19 protein-coding genes and 1 riboswitch are annotated in these 18397 nt (G+C 73.1%); of the genes, 13 read left to right on the forward strand and 6 right to left on the reverse strand.

Annotation, left to right across the window (positions count from 1 at the left end):
* The first annotated feature begins 11 nt into the window (after window positions 1–11).
* The 8 genes from gcvH (at window position 12) to ACIBBA_RS14035 (ending at window position 6163) form a co-directional block, all read left to right on the forward strand.
* Window positions 12–392 (forward strand): glycine cleavage system protein GcvH, encoded by a 381-nt coding sequence (gene gcvH / locus ACIBBA_RS14000; RefSeq protein WP_350874486.1) that lies wholly within the window; start codon window positions 12–14, stop codon window positions 390–392.
* Window positions 393–607: 215 nt separating this feature from the next.
* Entirely contained in the window at window positions 608–1060 is a 453-nt protein-coding gene (locus tag ACIBBA_RS14005) for an FHA domain-containing protein (protein WP_007071101.1), read from the forward strand.
* Window positions 1061–1110: 50 nt separating this feature from the next.
* Window positions 1111–1806 (forward strand): MerR family transcriptional regulator, encoded by a 696-nt coding sequence (locus ACIBBA_RS14010; RefSeq protein WP_350874518.1) that lies wholly within the window; start codon window positions 1111–1113, stop codon window positions 1804–1806.
* A gap of 195 nt (window positions 1807–2001) precedes the next feature.
* Entirely contained in the window at window positions 2002–2466 is a 465-nt protein-coding gene (locus ACIBBA_RS14015; RefSeq protein ID WP_120331353.1) for a bifunctional nuclease family protein, read from the forward strand.
* Window positions 2467–2679: 213 nt separating this feature from the next.
* Entirely contained in the window at window positions 2680–3276 is a 597-nt protein-coding gene (locus ACIBBA_RS14020; protein ID WP_396697088.1) for a MerR family transcriptional regulator, read from the forward strand.
* Window positions 3277–3778: 502 nt separating this feature from the next.
* Window positions 3779–4177 (forward strand): group 1 truncated hemoglobin, encoded by a 399-nt coding sequence (locus ACIBBA_RS14025; RefSeq protein ID WP_396697090.1) that lies wholly within the window; start codon window positions 3779–3781, stop codon window positions 4175–4177.
* A gap of 2 nt (window positions 4178–4179) precedes the next feature.
* Entirely contained in the window at window positions 4180–5361 is a 1182-nt protein-coding gene (locus ACIBBA_RS14030) for a globin domain-containing protein (protein ID WP_396697092.1), read from the forward strand.
* A 106-nt stretch (window positions 5362–5467) separates the two neighbouring features.
* Window positions 5468–6163 (forward strand): DivIVA domain-containing protein, encoded by a 696-nt coding sequence (locus ACIBBA_RS14035; protein ID WP_396697094.1) that lies wholly within the window; start codon window positions 5468–5470, stop codon window positions 6161–6163.
* A 68-nt stretch (window positions 6164–6231) separates the two neighbouring features.
* Here the strand turns inward: ACIBBA_RS14035 and ACIBBA_RS14040 are convergent, their stop codons facing one another.
* Window positions 6232–6888, reverse strand: a complete 657-nt coding sequence (locus tag ACIBBA_RS14040; RefSeq protein WP_396697096.1) for an NAD(P)H-binding protein — start codon at window positions 6886–6888, stop codon at window positions 6232–6234.
* 49 nt (window positions 6889–6937) lie between these two features.
* Here ACIBBA_RS14040 and ACIBBA_RS14045 point away from each other — a divergent pair, with 49 nt between their 5' ends.
* A complete protein-coding gene (locus ACIBBA_RS14045) occupies window positions 6938–7831 on the forward strand; it encodes an NAD-dependent protein deacetylase (RefSeq protein ID WP_396697098.1) in 894 nt (297 codons plus the stop codon).
* A gap of 87 nt (window positions 7832–7918) precedes the next feature.
* A riboswitch (glycine riboswitch) is annotated at window positions 7919–8017 on the forward strand.
* Between the two features lie 73 nt (window positions 8018–8090).
* Entirely contained in the window at window positions 8091–10913 is a 2823-nt protein-coding gene (gcvP, locus tag ACIBBA_RS14050) for an aminomethyl-transferring glycine dehydrogenase (RefSeq protein ID WP_396697100.1), read from the forward strand.
* Window positions 10914–11030: 117 nt separating this feature from the next.
* On the opposite strand, the gene ACIBBA_RS14055 is transcribed toward gcvP, so the two are convergent.
* A complete protein-coding gene (locus tag ACIBBA_RS14055) occupies window positions 11031–11231 on the reverse strand; it encodes a DUF5999 family protein (protein ID WP_350874477.1) in 201 nt (66 codons plus the stop codon).
* Between the two features lie 167 nt (window positions 11232–11398).
* On the opposite strand from ACIBBA_RS14055, the gene ACIBBA_RS14060 reads away from it, so the two are divergent.
* On the forward strand, window positions 11399–12622 hold the full coding sequence (locus ACIBBA_RS14060; RefSeq protein WP_396697102.1) for a chorismate-binding protein: 1224 nt from the start codon (window positions 11399–11401) through the stop codon (window positions 12620–12622).
* On the opposite strand, the gene ACIBBA_RS14065 is transcribed toward ACIBBA_RS14060, so the two are convergent.
* Window positions 12567–13379: an ABC transporter permease gene (locus tag ACIBBA_RS14065; RefSeq protein ID WP_396697104.1), complete on the reverse strand. Its 813-nt coding sequence runs from the start codon at window positions 13377–13379 to the stop codon at window positions 12567–12569. The genes ACIBBA_RS14060 and ACIBBA_RS14065 overlap by 56 nt on opposite strands.
* Complete coding sequence (locus tag ACIBBA_RS14070; RefSeq protein WP_396697106.1) at window positions 13376–14335, reverse strand: ATP-binding cassette domain-containing protein; 960 nt, start codon at window positions 14333–14335, stop codon at window positions 13376–13378. The genes ACIBBA_RS14065 and ACIBBA_RS14070 overlap by 4 nt, the downstream gene beginning before the upstream one ends.
* A gap of 74 nt (window positions 14336–14409) precedes the next feature.
* Here ACIBBA_RS14070 and ACIBBA_RS14075 point away from each other — a divergent pair, with 74 nt between their 5' ends.
* Together ACIBBA_RS14075 and def are read left to right on the forward strand one after the other, a co-directional pair.
* Window positions 14410–15198, forward strand: a complete 789-nt coding sequence (locus ACIBBA_RS14075) for a TetR/AcrR family transcriptional regulator (RefSeq protein ID WP_396697108.1) — start codon at window positions 14410–14412, stop codon at window positions 15196–15198.
* Between the two features lie 10 nt (window positions 15199–15208).
* A complete protein-coding gene (gene def, locus ACIBBA_RS14080) occupies window positions 15209–15718 on the forward strand; it encodes a peptide deformylase (protein ID WP_357058649.1) in 510 nt (169 codons plus the stop codon).
* Window positions 15719–15819: 101 nt separating this feature from the next.
* On the opposite strand, the gene ACIBBA_RS14085 is transcribed toward def, so the two are convergent.
* Window positions 15820–17397, reverse strand: coding sequence for a VWA domain-containing protein (locus ACIBBA_RS14085; RefSeq protein WP_396697111.1), 1578 nt, complete (start codon window positions 17395–17397; stop codon window positions 15820–15822).
* A 228-nt stretch (window positions 17398–17625) separates the two neighbouring features.
* The gene (locus ACIBBA_RS14090; RefSeq protein WP_396697114.1) at window positions 17626–18396 is read right to left on the reverse strand and encodes a GNAT family N-acetyltransferase; all 771 of its coding nucleotides are present in this window, start codon (window positions 18394–18396) and stop codon (window positions 17626–17628) included.
* Between the last annotated feature and the right edge of the window lies 1 nt (window position 18397).

The following is an 18397-nucleotide window of genomic DNA, read 5'->3' on the forward strand; positions in this document are numbered from 1 at the left end:
GGACGCGTCTGGTGATTCCTGAGGATCTGCGGTACACCGCCGAGCACGAGTGGGTGGCGGGTGACGGCACGGGCACGGTCCGGGTCGGCATCACGCACTTCGCGCAGGACGCGCTGGGTGACATCGTGTACGTCCAGTTGCCGGAGCCGGGTGCCGTGGTGGCGGTCGGTGAGTCGCTGGGTGAGATCGAGTCGACGAAGAGCGTGTCGGAGATCTACGCGCCGGTGGCCGGCACGGTGGCCGCGCGCAACGACGCGCTCGGCGACGCGCCTGAGGCGATCAACACGGACCCGTACGGTGCGGGTTGGTTGGTGGAGATCACCCCGGCTGATCCGACGGCGGTGGACGGGTTGTTGACCGCGGGCGCGTACCGCGAGCTCACTGAGAGCTGAGTCTGCTTGATCCGGTGCGCCCGTCGAGTCCGCGCGTCCGGTTGCCCTGCATTTCGGCGCTGGCTAGGCTCGCCCAGTCGACCGAGAACCCAAATAGTTGAGCGTTGCGGAATTGCCTTCCCTGGCACGGGGAGCCAGCCGCCGGGTGTGCGACTGCCCGGCGGCCAGACCCGCCATCACCCGACGCCGACCGAACAGATCCGTGAGGTGGTCCCATGACGCGGCCAGACGACGAGTTCCCCCCACTCGACGTCACTTCGACGCTCAATCTCGGTTCGCTCGACGAAGTGCTGGAGGGGCCGGACACCGATGTGGTGCCGAGCCGGATGTCCGGCTCGTTGCCGCCGGGAATGGCGCTGCTGGTGGTTCGTCGCGGCCCGAACGCGGGCGCCCGGTTCCTGCTCGACCACGATGTGACGACCAGTGGCCGGCACCCGGACAGTGACATCTTCCTGGACGACGTGACGGTGTCCCGGCGGCACGCGGAGTTCCACCGTGACGGTGGCACGTTCACCGTGCGCGACGTGGGGAGCCTCAACGGCACGTACGTGAACCGGGAGCGGGTCGAGGCGGCCACGTTGAGCAATGGTGACGAGGTGCAGATCGGCAAGTTCCGGGTGGTGTTCATCGCCGGTCCGCGCCCGGAGGAGGAGGCCGGCCGGGGGTGAACGAGCCTGCGGCCTCCACGCCACCGGGGGCGGCCCGGTCCCAGCCGCTGATGAGCATCGGTGAGGTGCTGGGGCAGTTGCGGGTGGACTTCCCGGACGTCACGATCTCGAAGTTGCGGTTCCTCGAGGCCGAGGGGCTGGTCGAGCCGCAGCGGACGGCGGCGGGTTACCGGAAGTACAGCTGGGACGATGTTGCGCGGTTGCGGTTCGTGCTGACCGCGCAGCGCGACCAGTACCTGCCGTTGCGGGTGATCCGGGAGCAGCTGGCCGAGTGGGACGCGTCCGGGGACGCGCCGGAGCGGTCGCGGCCGATGCTGGTCGCGGTGGGCCCCTCCGGTGAGGTGCCGGGGCGGGAGGAGCCGGTCGAGTCGCCGGAGGTGCGGCTCGGCCGGTCGGATCTGGTGGCGCGCAGCGGGATCGACGAGTCGACGCTGGGCGAGTTGGAGCGTCTCGGTGTGGTGGTGTCGGATCCGCCGGGCTGGTACGACGGGGACGCGTTGATCATCGCTTCGGCGGTGGCGGGTCTGGCGGCGTACGGGTTGGAGCCGAGGCATCTGCGCGGTTACCGCTCGGCGGCGGATCGGGAGGTCGGTCTGTTCGCTCAGTTGGTGGCGCCGTTGGCCCGGCAGAGTGATCCGGCGGCGCGGGCCAGGGCTGCGGAGACGGCGCGCGAGTTGGTGGCGTTGTCGCAGCAGTTGCATGCGGCGTTGGTGCGGGTGGGGTTGCGTTCGACGCTGGGCCGGTGAGGTGTGTGCCGGTGCGTTCCGGTGGTGGTCGAGCGGAAAGATCTGCTCCGGGAAGCGTGTCGTAGGCTTGCCGGGGTAACCCCTTTCTGGCGCGGGCGTGGTGCGGGTAGCGCATGGGACGGCCGTGTCGCGGTCCGTGTACCGTGCAGGGAAAGGGCGCGGTGCGGCGTAGGTGACAACGACACGGAGGCGGCGGTGCGCGAGCTGAGCGTGGTCGGGGTTCGGGTGGAGCTGCCCAGTAACCAGCCGATCGTCCTGCTCAGGGAGGTCGAGGGGGACCGCTATCTGCCGATCTGGATCGGTGCGGTGGAGGCGACGGCGATCGCTTACGAGCAGCAGGGGGTCAAGCCGGCCCGACCGTTGACGCATGATCTTCTGCGCGACGTGTTGGCGGCGCTGGAGGCGCCGTTGCGGGCGGTGGAGATCACCGAGCTCAAGGAGAACGTGTTCTACGCGGACCTGTTGATCGGTGACGGGGTGCGGGTGTCGGCGCGGCCGAGCGATTCCATCGCGTTGGCGTTGCGGGTGGGGGCTCCCATTCGTTGTGCCGAGCAGGTCCTCAGCGAGGCGGGGATCGTCATCCCGGACGAGCAGGAGGACGAGGTGGAGAAGTTCCGCGAGTTCCTGGAGCAGGTGCGTCCGGAGGATTTCGCGGGCTGAGCGGCGGGTCCGTGGGGTCACGGGCAGCTGGTCGTCTTTCCCGGGCGTCACGGTGGGTGACGTCTCGCGTATGTGGTGATCTTTCGCGTGGCTGCGCGGCGTGTCGCGGTCGTTCCTCCGTGGTAACCCTTGAAGGTCGCTATAGGGTTGCCGTGTCGAGGGGTGCGCGTCCCGGAAACGGCGCGTCACCACACTGGCGGGGAGGTTGTCCGGATGCACGAGCCGCGGAATTCCGATCCGGGTACGGAACTGGACGAGCCGGGTATGGCGCCGCCGGGATCGGCGACGGACAGTGACGGTTCGGTGGGCTACCGGGGTGTGACCGCGTGCCAGGCGGTGGGCATCAGCTATCGCCAGTTGGACTACTGGGCGCGTACGTCGTTGGTGGTGCCGAGCGTGCGTGACGCGTCGGGCTCGGGCACGCAGCGGTTGTACTCGTTCCGCGACCTGGTGGTGTTGAAGGTCGTGAAGCGGTTGCTGGACGCCGGGGTGTCGTTGCAGAACATCCGCAAGGCGATCGAGGCGTTGCGCTCGCGCGGGGTCGAGGACCTGGCCGGCATCACGCTGATCTCGGATGGGACGACGGTGTACGAGTGCCGTTCCCCGGAGGAGGTGGTCGACCTGTTGCAGGGTGGCCAGGGCGTGTTCGGCATCGCGATCGGTGGGGCGTTCAAGGAGATCCAGGGTTCGTTGTCGCATCTGCCGGCGGAGCCGGCGGCCGGGGCGAGTTCCGTGGAGCCGGCGGTCCCGGCTGCGGATCCGGTGGGCGACGAGTTGGCCGCGCGGCGGGCGCGGCGGCGGGCCGGCTGAGTCCGGCGTCTTTCCCCGGCGTGGCGGGGAACCTCTTTTCGGCGATGGCGTGGTGACGCTGTGTCCTGGGCGTCGGTTGGTGCCGCTCGCCTGATCCGGGTTGGTGCGGGCTGCGGTAGGGCGTCCCGGTCGGGGTCGACGGCGGCCTGCGGTTGGCCGGCGCGGGTGGACATCGGCGGTGGTCAGCGGGGGTTTCCGCGGGTCGCGAGGTGGTCCGTGCGGCGCCACCGTCCAGGGTGGAGCAAGCCGCCGTCCGCCGTCCACTGAGGACCACTTTTGGTGTGCGGGCCGTTTCGCTGCGTGTCAGTGGTGGTGACGGTGCGTGCGTGGGCGCTGTCGGGAATCTGATAGGGGGGCCGTGACCGGCGGCCGCCGGCACGCTATGGTCCGACACGGCCCATTTGGTGCCGATGTCAGCGGGACCGCGTCATCGCGTGCCGACGGGCCGATGCCCCTCCGCGCCGACCCCGCGCGACCACCCTCCACCCTGGAAGGAACGACCGTGACGGTTACGGAAGAAGCCACCCCCGTCTCGCACTACGAGCGCATTGGTGGTGCCAGCTCGGTTAAGGCGGCCGTCGAGCTGTTCTACGACAAGGTGCTCGCCGACCCGGACCTCGCCGGCTACTTCGCCGACGTGGAGATGGTGGGTCAGCGCCGGCACCTGGCCTTGATGCTGACCGTGGTGCTCGGTGGCCCGAACGAGTACGCCGGCCGCGGGCTGGCCGAGGCGCACCAGCCGTTGAACATTCCGGTCGCGCACTACGCCAAGGTGGGCGAGCACCTGACCGCGACGCTGACCGAGCTCGACGTCCCGCAGGACGTGCTGGCGGACGTGCAGACGGTGCTCGTCGAGGTGCAGAGCCAGGTGGTGGCCAGCGGGAACTCCTCGGGCGTCTGAGCGTGGACGTCGCCCGACTCAAGCAGAGCTGGTCCGCGGTCGCCGCGCACGGCGATCAGGTGCCGCTCTACTTCTATTCGACCCTGTTCCTGGCCCATCCCGAGACACGGCAGATGTTCCCGACGAACATGGCCGGTCAGCGGGACCGGTTGGTCACCGCGCTGGGGCACATCGTCACCAACGTGGACCAGCTGGATCGGCTGGTCGGGTTCCTGCAGGACCTCGGCGCGGACCACCGCAAGTTCGCGGTGCGCGCCGAGCACTATCCGGCGGTGGGCGAGGCCCTCATCGCCACGTTGCGGCATTTCCTCGCTGAGCAGTGGACCGAGGAGCTGGCGCAGGACTGGACGGCCGCGTACGGGCTGGTCGCGCAGGTGATGACCGAGGCCGCGCAGGCGGCGGAGTCGGTGAACCCGCCGTGGTGGGTGGCGGAGATCGTGGCCCACGAGCGGCGGGGCTTCGACGTGGCGGTGCTGACGTTGCGTCCGCAGTACCTGCTGCCGTTCACCCCGGGGCAGTCGATCGGGGTGTCGCATCCGTCGGTGCGGTCGTGGCGGTACTACTCGCCGGCGAACGCGCCGCGGGCCGACGGCACGCTGGAGCTGCACGTGCGGGCCGCGCCGGGTGGCGCGGTCTCCTCCCGGCTGGTGTACGGGACGTCGGTGGGTGACCAGATCCACCTGGCCGCGCCGGTGGGGGATCAGTTGACCCTCTGGTCGGCCGGCTCCAGCGACCTGCTGCTGCTGGCCGGCGGGACCGGCTGGGCGCCGGTGAAGGCGTTGGTGGAGCAGGTCGCGGCGGAGGGTTCCCGCCGCCGGGTGGACCTGTACGTGGGGGCCCGGTCGCGCAGCGAGTTCTACGACACCGACGCGATCGACAAGTTGGCGTCGTCGTTCCCGTGGTTGACGGTGACGTACGTGGTGGGTGCGGACCCGCAGCGGCCGGGGGAGTTGATGCAGGCCGTCGACCGGGCGTTGGCCGACGGTGACTGGCGGACTCGGCACGTGTACGTGTGCGGCTCCGACGAGATGGTCACCCACTCGGTGCAGGCGTTGACCCGGGCCGGCTACCACGCCGGTCAGCTGCACCACGAAGGGCTCGGCAAGCACTGGTACGGCCCGGCGTGGCGGACGGCCGTGGAGTCGCCGTCCACCACTGACAACTCGGAGAGGGGGGCTCGGTGAGCGCGAGGAGTGAGCTTGCGAGCCCCGCAGCCGCGAACAAAGGGGGCTCGGTGAGCGCGAGGAGTGAGCTTGCGAGCCCCGCAGCCGCGAACGGAAGGGGGGTCCGGTGAGCGCGACCCCGATCAGCAGGTACGACGGGATGCAGGTCTCCGGCGGCGTGCAGGTGCGGATGACGGCCGACCGGGCGCGTCGGTGGGAGTTCGGGGCCGCGCCGTTCACCCGGCGCGGTTACGACAACGCCGAGGTGGACCGGTTCCGGTTGCAGGTGGCCGACGAGCTGGACGTGTTGGCGGCGCAGATCGCGCACCTGCGGGCGGAGAACGAGCGGCTCAACGACCGGGTGGAGCTGCACCGGCACGGGGTGATCCCGAGCAAGGGTGAGGCGTCGAATGTGCCGGCGGCGAAGGAGGTGAATCTGCTCTCGGCGGCGCAGCGGGAGGCCGAGCAGATCATCGCGCAGGCGCACGACTATGCCCGGCGGGTCGCCGAGTACGCCCGGGTGCAGTACGAGAGCTACATGCGGGCGGCGGCGGAGGAGGCGAAGCAGGAGGCCGAGCGGGCGGTGACGGAGTATCGCAGCGCGGCCGGGCCGAGCTTCGACGACACGGTCGCCACCCGGGAGGCGCTGCGGATCTTCGGCGAGATGATGATCTCGCACATGCAGGCCGCGGCGCGGCATCTCGACGACGGCAGTGAGCATCTGGCCCGGACGATGGACCGGATCGCGAAGGAGACCCCGGGGGCGCCGTTCGTCTCCGGTGGGCCGCAGCCGGCGGCGTTGCCCCGGCACCAGCAGCGCTGAACGGTGTCCGGTCGGCCTGCGGTTTCGCGCGGGCCGACCGGAGCCGCTGGTGGCGGTCGGGAGGATGGTCAGGCGGTGGCGGTGGCGACCGCCTCGCCCAGCGGGGTGTTCCCGCCGACGAGTTCCAGGATCCGCCGGGCGCTGGCGGGCCGGTCGAGCAGCGCGACCAGCACCTGGGCGACGTCGGCGCGGGTGACGGCGCCCCGCGGCGCGTGCCGGGCCAGGGTGATGCGCCCGGTCGGCTGCTCGTCGGTGAGGCGCCCGGGGCGTAGCACCGTCCAGTCCAGGTCGCGGGAGGTCACGTCGTCCTCGGCGGCCTTCTTCGCCCGTAGGTAGGCGACGAACACCTCGTCGGTGCCGGGCGCCGGGTCGCGTTCCACGCCCATCGAGGAGACGAGCAGGTAGCGGCGCACGCCGGCGCGCTGCGCGGCGTCGGCGAGCAGGCCGGCGGCGGCCCGGTCGACGGTGTCCTTGCGGGCGGCGCCGCTGCCCGGGCCGGCGCCGGCGGCGAAGACCACCGCGTCGGCGTCGGCGAGGTGCCCGGCGACCTCGGCGGCGTCGGTGTGCTCCAGGTCGCAGAGGACCGGTTCGGCGCCAGCCGCCGTCAGCGCCGCGGCGTGTTCGGGGTTGCGGATCAGGCCGACGGCGGTGTCGCCGCGTCCGGCGAGTTGCCGCTCCAACAGTTGGGCGATCTTGCCGTGGCCTCCGGCGATGACGACGCGCATACCCGCCAACCTAGCCCGCCGGTGGGCGCGGGGTGCGGGCTGAGGCAGCATGGGTGCCGTGACGGAGACGATCGACGCGCTGGCCGAGCGGATGGCCGGCGGTGGTGTCGTGGTGCTGAGCGGGGCGGGGCTCTCCACCGAATCGGGCATCCCGGACTATCGGGGGCCGAGCGGTGTGGCGCGCCGGCACACCCCGATGACCTACCAGGTGTTCACCCGTGACCCGTTGGCGCGGCGCCGCTACTGGGCGCGCAGCCACCTGGGGTGGCGGCTGATGGCCCGGGCGCTGCCCAACGACGGGCACCGGGCGGTGGCCCGGCTGCAGCAGCACGGCCTGGTCGACGCGGTGATCACCCAGAACGTCGACGGGCTGCACACCGCCGCGGGCAGCCCGGCCGTGGTGGAGCTGCACGGCCGTCTTGACGAGGTGATCTGTCTCGACTGCGGCAACCAGACCTCACGCGAGGAGCTGGACCGGCGGTTGCGGGAGGCGAACCCCGGGTTCGACGCCCGGGTCGCGGCCGTCAACCCGGACGGGGACGTGGATCTCGACGAGGCGGCGGAGGCCCGGTTCCACGTCGTCGACTGCACGTTCTGCGGCACCGGCACGCTCAAGCCGGACGTGGTGTTCTTCGGCGAGACGGTGCCGGCCGCGCGGGTGGCGCGCTGCTTCGAGCTGGTCGAGGGGGCCCGGCTGCTGCTGGTGCTGGGCTCGTCGTTGACGGTGATGTCGGGCCGCCGGTTCGTGCTGCGCGCGGCGAAGCTCGGCATCCCGGTGGTGATCGTCAACCAGGGGCCGACCCGCGGTGACGGGTACGCGGCGTTGACCGTCGACGCGCCGCTGGGCCGGCTGCTGACCGGGCTCGCCGAGCGCACCGCCGGCGCGGCGCGGCCCGGTGCGGTGCCCGCCGGGCTCGACGCCGTCGCGCCGGTAGCCGGCTGACCGCGCCCCAGTCGGGCCCCGATGATCACACTTGGGGGTACGACATCGGCCGGAAACATGCGCGCTGGTAGCGTTGGCAATGCCGGTAACACCCACGTGGGAGAGACCGCCCAACAGCACCCGGGGCGGCGCCGAAGGGGCAAATCCTCCCCGGAACCTCTCAGGCAAAAGGACCTCGTGGGTCAGGCACTGTGGAGCGCTGCGCGGCGCGACAGAGGGGGAGGCCGACCTGTCGACCTCGCCCTCGGGAGCGCCGCCCATGACCACAGAGCAGTTCGCCACCCGTCACATCGGCCCCGGCCCCGACGGTGAGCGCCGGATGCTGCAGGCCGTCGGCTACGACTCGATCGACGAGCTGATGGACGCGGCGATCCCCGAGGTGATCCGCTGGCACGGCACGCTGGACCTGCCGGAGCCGGCCAGCGAGGCCGAGGCGCTCGCCGAGCTGCGCGCGCTGGCCGCCCGTAACACGGTCGCCGTCTCCATGATCGGCCTGGGTTACCACGGCACGCACACCCCGGCGGTGATCCGCCGCAACGTGCTGGAGGACCCGGCCTGGTACACCGCCTACACCCCGTACCAGCCGGAGATCAGCCAGGGCCGCCTCGAGGCGCTGCTGAACTTCCAGACGATGGTCACCGACCTGACCGGGCTGGCCACCGCGAACGCCTCCATGCTCGACGAGGGCACCGCCGCGGCCGAGGCGATGACCCTGGCCCGCCGCGCGTCGAAGAGCAAGAGCCCGGTGTACGTGGTCGACGCCGACGCGCTGCCGCAGACCATCGCGGTGATCGCCAGCCGGGCCGAGCCGCTGGGCATCGAGGTGCGGGTACTCGACGTGGAGTACGACGAGTTGCCGGCGGAGTTCTTCGGCCTGCACCTGCAGTACCCGGGGGCGTCCGGGGCGGTACGCGAGCACGCCGGGCTGGTCGAGGCGGCGCACGCCGTCGGGGCGCTGGTCACCGTCGCCGCGGACCTGCTCGCGTTGACCCTGCTGCGCGCGCCGGGGGAGATCGGCGCCGACATCGCCGCCGGCACCACCCAGCGCTTCGGCGTACCGATGGGCTTCGGTGGCCCGCACGCCGGTTACCTGGCGGTCCGCTCGGGGCTGGAGCGGATGCTGCCCGGGCGCCTGGTCGGGGTGTCGAAGGACGCCGACGGCAATCCCGCCTACCGGCTGGCGTTGCAGACCCGCGAGCAGCACATCCGTCGGGAGAAGGCGACCAGCAACATCTGCACCGCGCAGGTGCTGCTCGCGGTGATGGCCGGCATGTACGCGGTGTACCACGGCCCGGACGGGCTGCGCGCCATCGCCGGGCGTACCCACGAGATGGCGGCGCGGCTCGCGGCCGGCCTGCGCGCCGGCGGGGTGCACGTCGCGGACGTCGCGTTCTTCGACACCGTCACCGCGACGGTGCCCGGGCGCGCCGGTGAGGTCGTCGCGGCGGCCGCCGAGCGCGGCGTGAACCTGCGGCTGGTCGACGCCGATCGGGTCGGGATCTCCTGCGACGAGACGACCACCGCGGCGCACCTGGCGGCGGTGTGGGCCGCGTTCGGCGTGGCCGGGGTCGACGGGGACGTCGACGCCGCGCTGCCGGCCGCGCTGCGCCGCTCGTCGGACTTCCTCACCCACCCGGTGTTCCGCAGCCACCACTCGGAGACGGCGATGCTGCGCTACCTGCGCCGGCTGTCGGACTTCGACTACGCCCTGGACCGGGGCATGATCCCGCTCGGCTCCTGCACCATGAAGCTCAACGCGACCACCGAGATGGAGCCGGTGAGTTGGGCCGAGTTCGCGCACGTGCACCCGTTCGCGCCGGCGGAGCAGACCGCCGGCTACCGGGAGATGATCGGCCAGCTGGAGGGGTGGCTGGCCGAGCTGACCGGCTACGACGCGGTCAGCGTGCAGCCCAACGCCGGCTCCCAGGGTGAGCTGGCCGGCCTGCTGGCCATCCGCGCCTACCACCGTGACCGCGGTGAGCAGCACCGCGACGTGTGCCTGATCCCGTCGTCGGCGCACGGCACCAACGCGGCCAGCGCGGTGATGGCCGGCATGCGGGTGGTCGTGGTGGCCTGCGACGACGAGGGCAACGTCGACCTGGTCGACCTCGACGCGAAGATCGACAAGCACCGGGACGCGCTCGCCGCGATCATGGTCACCTACCCGTCCACCCACGGGGTGTACGAGACGGGCATCGCGTCGCTGTGCGCGAAGGTGCACGACGCCGGCGGGCAGGTGTACGTCGACGGGGCGAACCTCAACGCGCTGGTCGGGTTCGCCAAGCCGGGCCAGTTCGGCGCGGACGTGTCGCACCTGAACCTGCACAAGACGTTCTGCATTCCGCACGGTGGCGGCGGGCCGGGCGTCGGCCCGGTGGCGGTGCGCGGGCACCTGGCGCCGTTCCTGCCCGGCGACCCGCTGGGCGGGCAGGTCGAGGGCCGGCCGGCGATCTCCGCGGCCCGGTACGGCTCGGCGGGGATCCTGCCGATCCCGTGGGCGTACCTGCGGATGATGGGCGCGTCGGGGCTGACCCGGGCCACCGGGGTGGCGGTGCTGGCGGCGAACTACGTGGCGGCGCGGCTGCGGGAGCACTTCCCGGTGCTGTACGCCGGCAACAAGGGCCTGGTGGCGCACGAGTGCATCCTGGACCTGCGGCCGCTGACCAAGGCGACCGGGGTGAGCGTCGACGACGTGGCGAAGCGGCTGATCGACTACGGCTTCCACGCGCCGACGATGTCGTTCCCGGTGGCCGGGACGCTGATGGTGGAGCCGACCGAGAGCGAGGACCTGGCCGAGCTGGACCGGTTCTGCGACGCGATGATCGCGATCCGGGCGGAAATCGACAAGGTGGGCGCCGGCGACTGGCCGGCGGGGGACAATCCCCTCGCGAACGCGCCGCACACCGCGGCGATGGTCAGTGGCGACGAGTGGCCGCACGCGTACCCGCGGTCGGTGGGCGCGTACCCGGCCGGGGTGGACCGGGCGGGGAAGTACTGGCCGCCGGTGCGGCGGATCGACGGCGCGTACGGCGACCGGAACCTGGTCTGCTCGTGCCCGTCGCCGGAGGCGTTCGAGAGCTGACGGCGGCGCGCCGGGGCGGTCGTGCGCCGCCCCGGCGGGGTCGACCTGGGCGTGGGGTGTCCCGTACCGGGGAACTAGCCTGGTCGACGCTGGCAGGTGTTACGCAGAGTGTTCGTGTCAGGCCACGAGGGCGTGGCGGGCGGGGCCACGGTGCGGGGCGATGCAGCTGCCGTCGGGGAGCAGCTCGCCGGTGTCCTCGAAGACGATGACACCGTTGCAGAGCAGGCTCCAGCCCTGTTCACGGAAGCAGGCGATGACCCGGGCGGCTTCCCGGTCAGTCGCGTCGGCGGAGGGGCAGGTCGGTTGGTGCTGGCACATCGGGTTCTCCGGACTGTGGGGGCACTGTGTCATGGTTCACATGACCAGTGACGCACAGTACCAAGCGAAAGTGGCCAACATCGAGCAGGTGTACGCGTGGGTGGCGCGAATCCACTGAACGGACGAGGGAGAATGGGCCGGACGGCGTGGAAACCCTTCCAATTGCGGTGATCGATGTGCCGGGGGCGCCGGCCGGGTGCCGCCGTGCCCTGGTCGAACGGGCCCGGTGGGAGTGGCGCCCGGCCGACGGCGGTGACCCCGCCGCCACCGCGCAGGAGTTCCTCGCCGCGCACGGGCTGCCCCTGCACGACCTGGGCCGCCCGGCCCCCGGCCACGACCCGGCCGGGCCGTGCGGCGCCGCCCTCTACGTCTCCGCCGCCGCCGGCGCGCTGCTGGCCGGCGCGCCGCCCGGCGCGGCCAACCCGGCGCCCGCCCTGCCGGAGGTCGCCGTGGTCGTGTACGGCCACGCGGACCAGCCGACCCCACCCGCCCGCCCGGCCGCCGGACGCTGGTGGCTCGGCGACTGGGCGGAGAGTTGGCGCCCCGCCGAGCACGCCGCCGCGGTGCGGGCGGTACGCGAGGCCATCGGCCGCGGCGACGTCTACCAGGTCAGCGTCGTCGGGCACGCCGCCGCCCGGTACGCCGGCGACCCGCTGCCGGCGCTGGCCCGCCTCGGCGCGCTGCCCGGCGCCCGCTACGGCGGCACCCTGACCGGCGCCGGGTGGGCCATCGGCTGCGCCTCACCGGAGACGCTGATCGAGCTGACCGACGGGCGGCTGGTCACCCGCCCGATCAAGGGCACCCGGCCGGCCACCGCCATCGGCCGGCGAGAGCTGCTGGCCAGTGCGAAGGAACGCGCCGAGCACGTGATGATCGTCGACCTGGAGCGCAACGACCTCGCCCGGGTCGCCCGCACCGGCTCGGTCCGGGTCGACGAGCTCTTCGCGGTGCGCCGCTGGTGCGACCTGTGGCAGGCCGAGTCGACCGTGTCGGCGCAGGTCGGCGACGGCCTGGGCCTGGCCGACCTGCTGCGCGCGGTCTGCCCCGGCGGGTCGGTGACCGGCGCGCCGAAGCGCGCCGCGCTGGAGCAGGTCGCCGCCCTGGAGCCGGTGGGCCGCGGAGCCAGCATGGGCGGGCTCGGCTGGGTGGCCCCCGGGCGCATCGACCTGGGCCTGACCATCCGCACCGCCGCCGCCGACGCCGAGCGGCTGCACGTCTGGGCCGGCGGCGGCATCACCTGGGGCAGCGAGCCGTGGGCGGAGGTGGCCGAGGCCGCGGCGAAGACCGTCCCGGTGCGCGCCGCCCTCGCCGGCCACGCAGCCACCGGCGCGGGGCTCAGCGGCTCAGCTGCCGGTAGCGGCGCACCGACAGGGGCAGGAACACGGCGATGAGCAGCACCGGCCACGCCACCGCGAGGGCGAGCGCGTGCTGCGCGGCGAACGACTCCCCGCCCCAGCCGGGATTGCCGAACAGCTCCCGGCAGGCGGCCACGGTCGCCGACAGCGGGTTGAGCTCGGCGATCGCGGCGAGCCAACCCGGCATGGTCTGCGGGGCGACGAACGCGTTCGAGGTGAACCCGACCGGCCAGACGAGGATCTGCAGCACCATCACCGACTCCGGTCGGCGCAGCACCAGCGCCAGATGGATGCCGACCCAGATCAACGCGACCCGCAGCAGCAGGAGCAGCCCCACCGCCGCCATGGCGGCGCCCAGCCCGTTGTGCCACTGCCAGCCGACCAGCCGGCCGCAGGCCAGCATGACGGCCAGGCCGGCGGCGGAGTGCAGCAGGTCCGCGGCCGCGCGGCCGGTGACCACCGCGCTGCGGGCCATCGGCAGGGACCGGAACCGGTCGGTGACGCCCCGGGCGGTGTCGGTGGCCACCGCGGTGTAGCTGGCCTCGAGGCCGAAGGCCATGGTCATGGCGAACATTCCGGGCAGCAGGAACTCCCGGTAGTCGCCGCCGCCGGGCACCGCGATCGCGCCGCCGAAGAGGTAGCCGAACATCAGCACCAGCAGCACCGGGAAGAGCAGCCCGATGATCAGCTCTGCGGGTTGCCGGGCCCAGTGCGTCATCGCCCGGCCGGTGAGCACGAGAGTGTCGGCGACGGCCCAGCGCAGCCGGCGCGGGGCGAGCGAGAGGCTGCTCATGCCGGCACCTGCTCGCGCTCGTCGGTGAGGCGCAGGAACACCTCGTCGAGGGTGGGACGGCGTACCGCGACGTCGGCGGCGCGCAGCCCCGCCTCGTCCAGCCCGCGCAGCACCGCGCTCAGGGCGGTGACCCGGTCGTCGACCGGCACGCTGACCCGCAGGGCGCCGGTGTCGACGTCGCAGGTCGCGGCGGTGCTCGCGGCGATCACCGCGGCGGCGCGCGGCAGGTCCTCGGCGCGCGGCAGCAGCACGTCGAGGCGGTCGCCGCCGAGCTCGTCCTTCAGTTGTTCGGGGGTGCCGGCCGCGACGACCCGGCCGGCGTCGACCACCGCGACGGTGTCGGCGAGCTGGTCGGCCTCCTCCAGGTACTGGGTGGTCAGCAGGACGGTGGTGCCGTCGGCGACCAGGGCGCGGATGGCGTCCCACATCTCGCTGCGCCCGCGCGGGTCGAGCCCGGTGGTGGGTTCGTCGAGGAACAGCACCGGTGGGGCGAGGATCAGGCTGGCGGCCAGGTCGAGGCGACGGCGCATCCCGCCGGAGTAGCCGGCGACCGGCCGGGCGCCGGCCTCGGTCAGGGCGAAGCGGTCGAGCAGTTCGTCGGCGCGGGTCCGGGCGGCGCGCCGGGTCAGGTGGTGCAGCCGGCCGAAGAGCACCAGGTTCTGCCGGCCGGTGAGCACCTCGTCGACCGCGGCGTGCTGCCCGACAAGTCCGATCGCGGCGCGCACCCGGTCGGGGTGGCGTGCCACGTCGTGCCCGGCGACCCGGGCCCGGCCGCCGTCCGGGCGCAACAGGGTGGTCAGGACCCGTACCGCGGTGGTCTTGCCGGCGCCGTTCGGGCCGAGCAGCCCACACACGGCGCCGGCCGGCACCGTGAGGTCCAGCCCGGCCAGGGCGGTGGTGCCGCCGTAGCGCTTGCGCAGTCCCTCGGCGTCGATGGTTGGTGTTCCGTTTCGCATCCCGTGCTCCTCCCGACGTACACCGTACGACGTACCGTACACCGTACGGTGAGAGCGTCGGTAGAGTCCGGGGAGTGACCACGGAGTACAGCGGCACCGGCGACCCCGCGCGCAGCCTCGCCCTGCTCTGGCGCACCCGGGAACCGGCCAGCCGCCGAGGTCGCACCGACCTCACCGTCGACCGGATCGTGCGGGCCGCCATCGAACTCGCCGATGCCGAAGGGCTCGCCGCGCTCTCCATGCGCCGGGTCGCCGAGCGCCTCGGCGTCGGCACCATGTCGCTCTACACGCACGTGCCGGGCAAGGGCGAACTGCTCGACCTGATGCTCGACACCGTCTACGGCGAGACGGTCTCGCCGGACGCGGCGCCCACCGGCTGGCGGGCCCGACTGGAGGACGTTGCCCGGCAGAGCTGGGCGCTCTACCTGCGCCACCCGTGGCTGCTGCAGGTGGCCACCACCCGCCCCCCGCTGGGGCCCAACCTGATCGCCCGCTACGAGCAGGAGCTACGCGCCGTCGACGGCATCGGCCTGACCGACCTGGAGATGGACGCCGTGGTCACCCTGATCGGCGGGTTCGTGCACGGCACCGTACGCGGCGCGGTCGAGGCCGCGCAGGCCGCCGAGCGCACCGGGATGACCGAGGAGCAGTGGTGGGGGGCGCACGCCCCGTACCTGGAGAAGGCGATGGACCCGCGCCGTTTCCCGCTCGCCGCCCGGGTCGGCACCGCGGCCGGTGAGGAGTACCAGGCGGCCAGCGACCCGGCCCGCGCGTTCGAGTTCGGCCTGGCCCGCATCCTCGACGGCATCGAGACGCTGGTCCGCGACCGCCCGGGCGCGCCCGCCCCGTCCGCGGGCGGTTAACCTTTCCGACATGACGATGCGCCCCATCCGGATCATCGGCGACCCGGTGCTGCGCACCTCGTGCGCGCCGGTGACCAGCTTCGACGCCGAGCTGCAGGCCCTGGTCAGCGACCTGATGGACACCCTGCTCGGCGCGCCCGGCCGGGCCGGCGTCGCCGCACCGCAGATCGGGGTCGACGCCCAGGTGTTCGTCTACGACGCCGACGGGCACCGCGGTCACCTCATCAACCCGACCCTGGAGCTCTCCGACGAGCTGCAGGACGACGACGAGGGCTGCCTGTCCATCCCCGGGCTGTACTTCCCGACCCAGCGGGCCCTGCACGCCACCGCGCGCGGCTTCGACCAGCACGGCGAGCCGTTGACCATCTCCGGCAGCGGCTTCCTGGCCCGCGCCCTGCAGCACGAGACCGACCACCTCGCCGGTCGGCTCTACGTGGACACCCTGCGCGGCGAGACCCGCCGGCGGGCGCTGCGGGAGATCCGGGCCGGACGATTCGACTCACCGAGCCGCCGCGGCTGACTCCGGCCCGCCGCGACACGGGCTGATGGACCGGTCGCGCCGCGCCCCCGCCCGGCGCGATGGTGCGGGGGTGACCGGCCGGCCACCCCCGCACCGCCGGCTCACTTCGGCGGAGGCGCCACCAGACACACCGCGGCGGTGGAGACGTTGCCCGCGTCGTCCACCCCGGTGATCAACGCGTCCCCGCGCAGCGTCACCTTGTAGTCGATGTCCCCGGTGCCGTCCTTCACCCTCGACTGCGCACCCGGCGCCTGCACCAGCTTGATCTTGGTGCCGGCCGGGAACGGTCCGAACCGCACCGACGGGTCAGCCCCGTCGGCGATGTAGACCGCCACCGCGGTGTCCACGATGTCGGTCGCGGTCAGTTCGTAGAACCCGTCCGGGTTGTACGAACCGGGGGTGTTGCCGCCGCTGGGGTTGTTGGTCGGCACGCACCCGGTGCTCGGCGCCGTGGTGTCGACCACCCGCATCACCGCCGTGTCGTTGCCGGTGTTCCCGGCGGCGTCGGTGGCGGTGCAGGTGACCGTGGTGGCGCCGAGCGGGAACGTGGCGCCCGACGGCGGCGCGCAGGTCGGGGTAAGCGGCCCGTCGACGTTGTCGGTGGCCGTCGCCGGGTAGTCGATCACCGCGCCGGCGGGGCTGGTCGCCTCCACCGTCCGGTCGTCGACCACCACGGTCGGCGGGGTGACGTCGTTGACCCGTACCCGGATCTGCTGCACGAACGCCGGACCGCCGGAGAGGCCGTTGAGCAGGAACTCCACCGTGCAGGTCAGCACCGCGCCCTGCGCGGCGTCGGCGGCCACCGTGATGGTCTCGGCGAAGGGCACGTCCGTGCCGGACTGCTGGGTCCGCGACGCCGCGTCGAAGCTCACCGCCAGGCCCGGGTCGCACGAGGTCACCGTCGGGGTGACGGTGACGTCGAGGTCGCGCAGGCCGTCGAGGATCGCCGCGGTGACCGTGTCCGGGGAGCTGCCGACCAGCTGCCCGCCGGTGGCCGCGACCACCGCGGCGGCCTGGCCGGTGGCGTCCAGGCCGCCGGCCCCGCCGGAGACGTCCACCGCCAGCACCCGGGTGTCGTCGGCCTGCAACGCCGCCGTGGCCTGGGCGAGGGTGTGCCCGGCGCTCGGGTCGTGGCTGGGCGCGTCACCGACCAGCACCACGATCCGGCTGCTTCCGGCCCGGTAGGCGATCGCCCCGTCGGAGACCTGGAACAGCGCGTTCACCCACCCCTCCGGGGCGTCCCCGCCGCCGCCGGCGGCCAGGGCGTCGACGGCGTCCTGCAGGGCCGTCGCGTCGTCGGTGACGTTCTGCCGGACCCGGAACAGCTCCGCGCCGTCACCCTCGTCCCGGTACGAGGCCACCGCGAACTGCGCCCCGGGCTGGGCGGCGCGCACGTCGGTGATGACCTGCTGCAGGTTGGTCCGTACGTTGGCGATCGCCCCACCCATGCTGCCGGTCGTGTCGACCAGCAGGACCACGTCGGGCTTCGGGGGGATCGGCGGGGTGGAGACCATCTTGCTGACCGGGATCGTGGTACCCGGGTCGGTGTTCTGCTCGACCGTCGCCGGGGTGACCCCCGGCGCGGCCATGGCGGGCGTCGCCAGCCCGGTCAGCAGGGCGGTGACGGCGGCGACGATCACCGTCCGTTGTCGGCGTGCGGGTCGTGCGGATGCTGCCATGTGGTGCTCCTTCAGCTCCGCCGCGCGCGGTACGCGCGGCCTCTGCCCGGAGACGCTAGGCGCGCGACGCCGACTCACCACTGCGACATCAGACCAGCTCAGCGTCGGGTTGCTGACCCTGCGTGGCGGCTGGACAAGGTACCGGGGAGATGCTCGCCGCCACCGTTGGGCCGGGCGTGCCGACCCGCGCGAACGAACGGCCGGCCGGCTCGGCCGGACGGCCGGGGTTCAGCGCCGAGCGGTCAGCGAGTACTCACCGTAGTCGGCGACCACGGTGAAACCGAGTCGCTCGTAGAGCCGCACGGCGGCGGTGTTGTCCGCCCGCACGTTCAGCGTGACGTGCTCGACGGTGCCGAGCAGCCGCCGGCACAGCGCGGCCACCACCGCGCTGGCCACACCCCGCCCCCGGGCCGCCGGGTGGGTGGTGACGTTGCCCAGCGCCGCGACCCTGTAGGTCGGTGACCAGACGTGCACGCCCGCCACCGCGACCAGCGCGCCGCCGTCGCGCACACCCAGGTACTGGCCGGTGTCCAGCATCCGCGGGTCGAACCAGTTGCCCGGGTACGCCTCGGCGTAGAGCGTCTGCAGCAGGGGCAGGTCCGCCGCCCCCAGCGCGACCCCGGCCGGCGCGACGAGGGCCAGCCGCGCCGGGTCGGTCAGCGCCATCTTGCGGTGCGCGGCGCCGCCGCCGTGAAACCACGGGGACAGCGCCGCGTCCAGGCCGGGGGAGAGGTGCGCGTACAGCCGGGCCGGCAGCAGCGGGCCCAGCTCGCGCAGGAGCGCGGCCAGCTCGGCGACGTCCGGCGGCGCGGCGAACGCCAGCAGCGTCGGCGGGTCCGCGCCGTGGTACAGCAGCGCCACCTGATCACCGCGGCGGAACCACGAGGTGTACGGCCAGAAGAAGTCGTCCAGGTCGCCGAGCTGGTAGGCGTGCAGCACCGGATCGCGGCCCAGCAGCCCGGCCAGCACCTCCCGGTCGTGTTCGGCCCGCACCGGCATG

The sequence above is a fragment of the Micromonospora sp. NPDC051006 genome (assembly GCF_044456245.1).
GTDB lineage: Bacteria > Actinomycetota > Actinomycetes > Mycobacteriales > Micromonosporaceae > Micromonospora.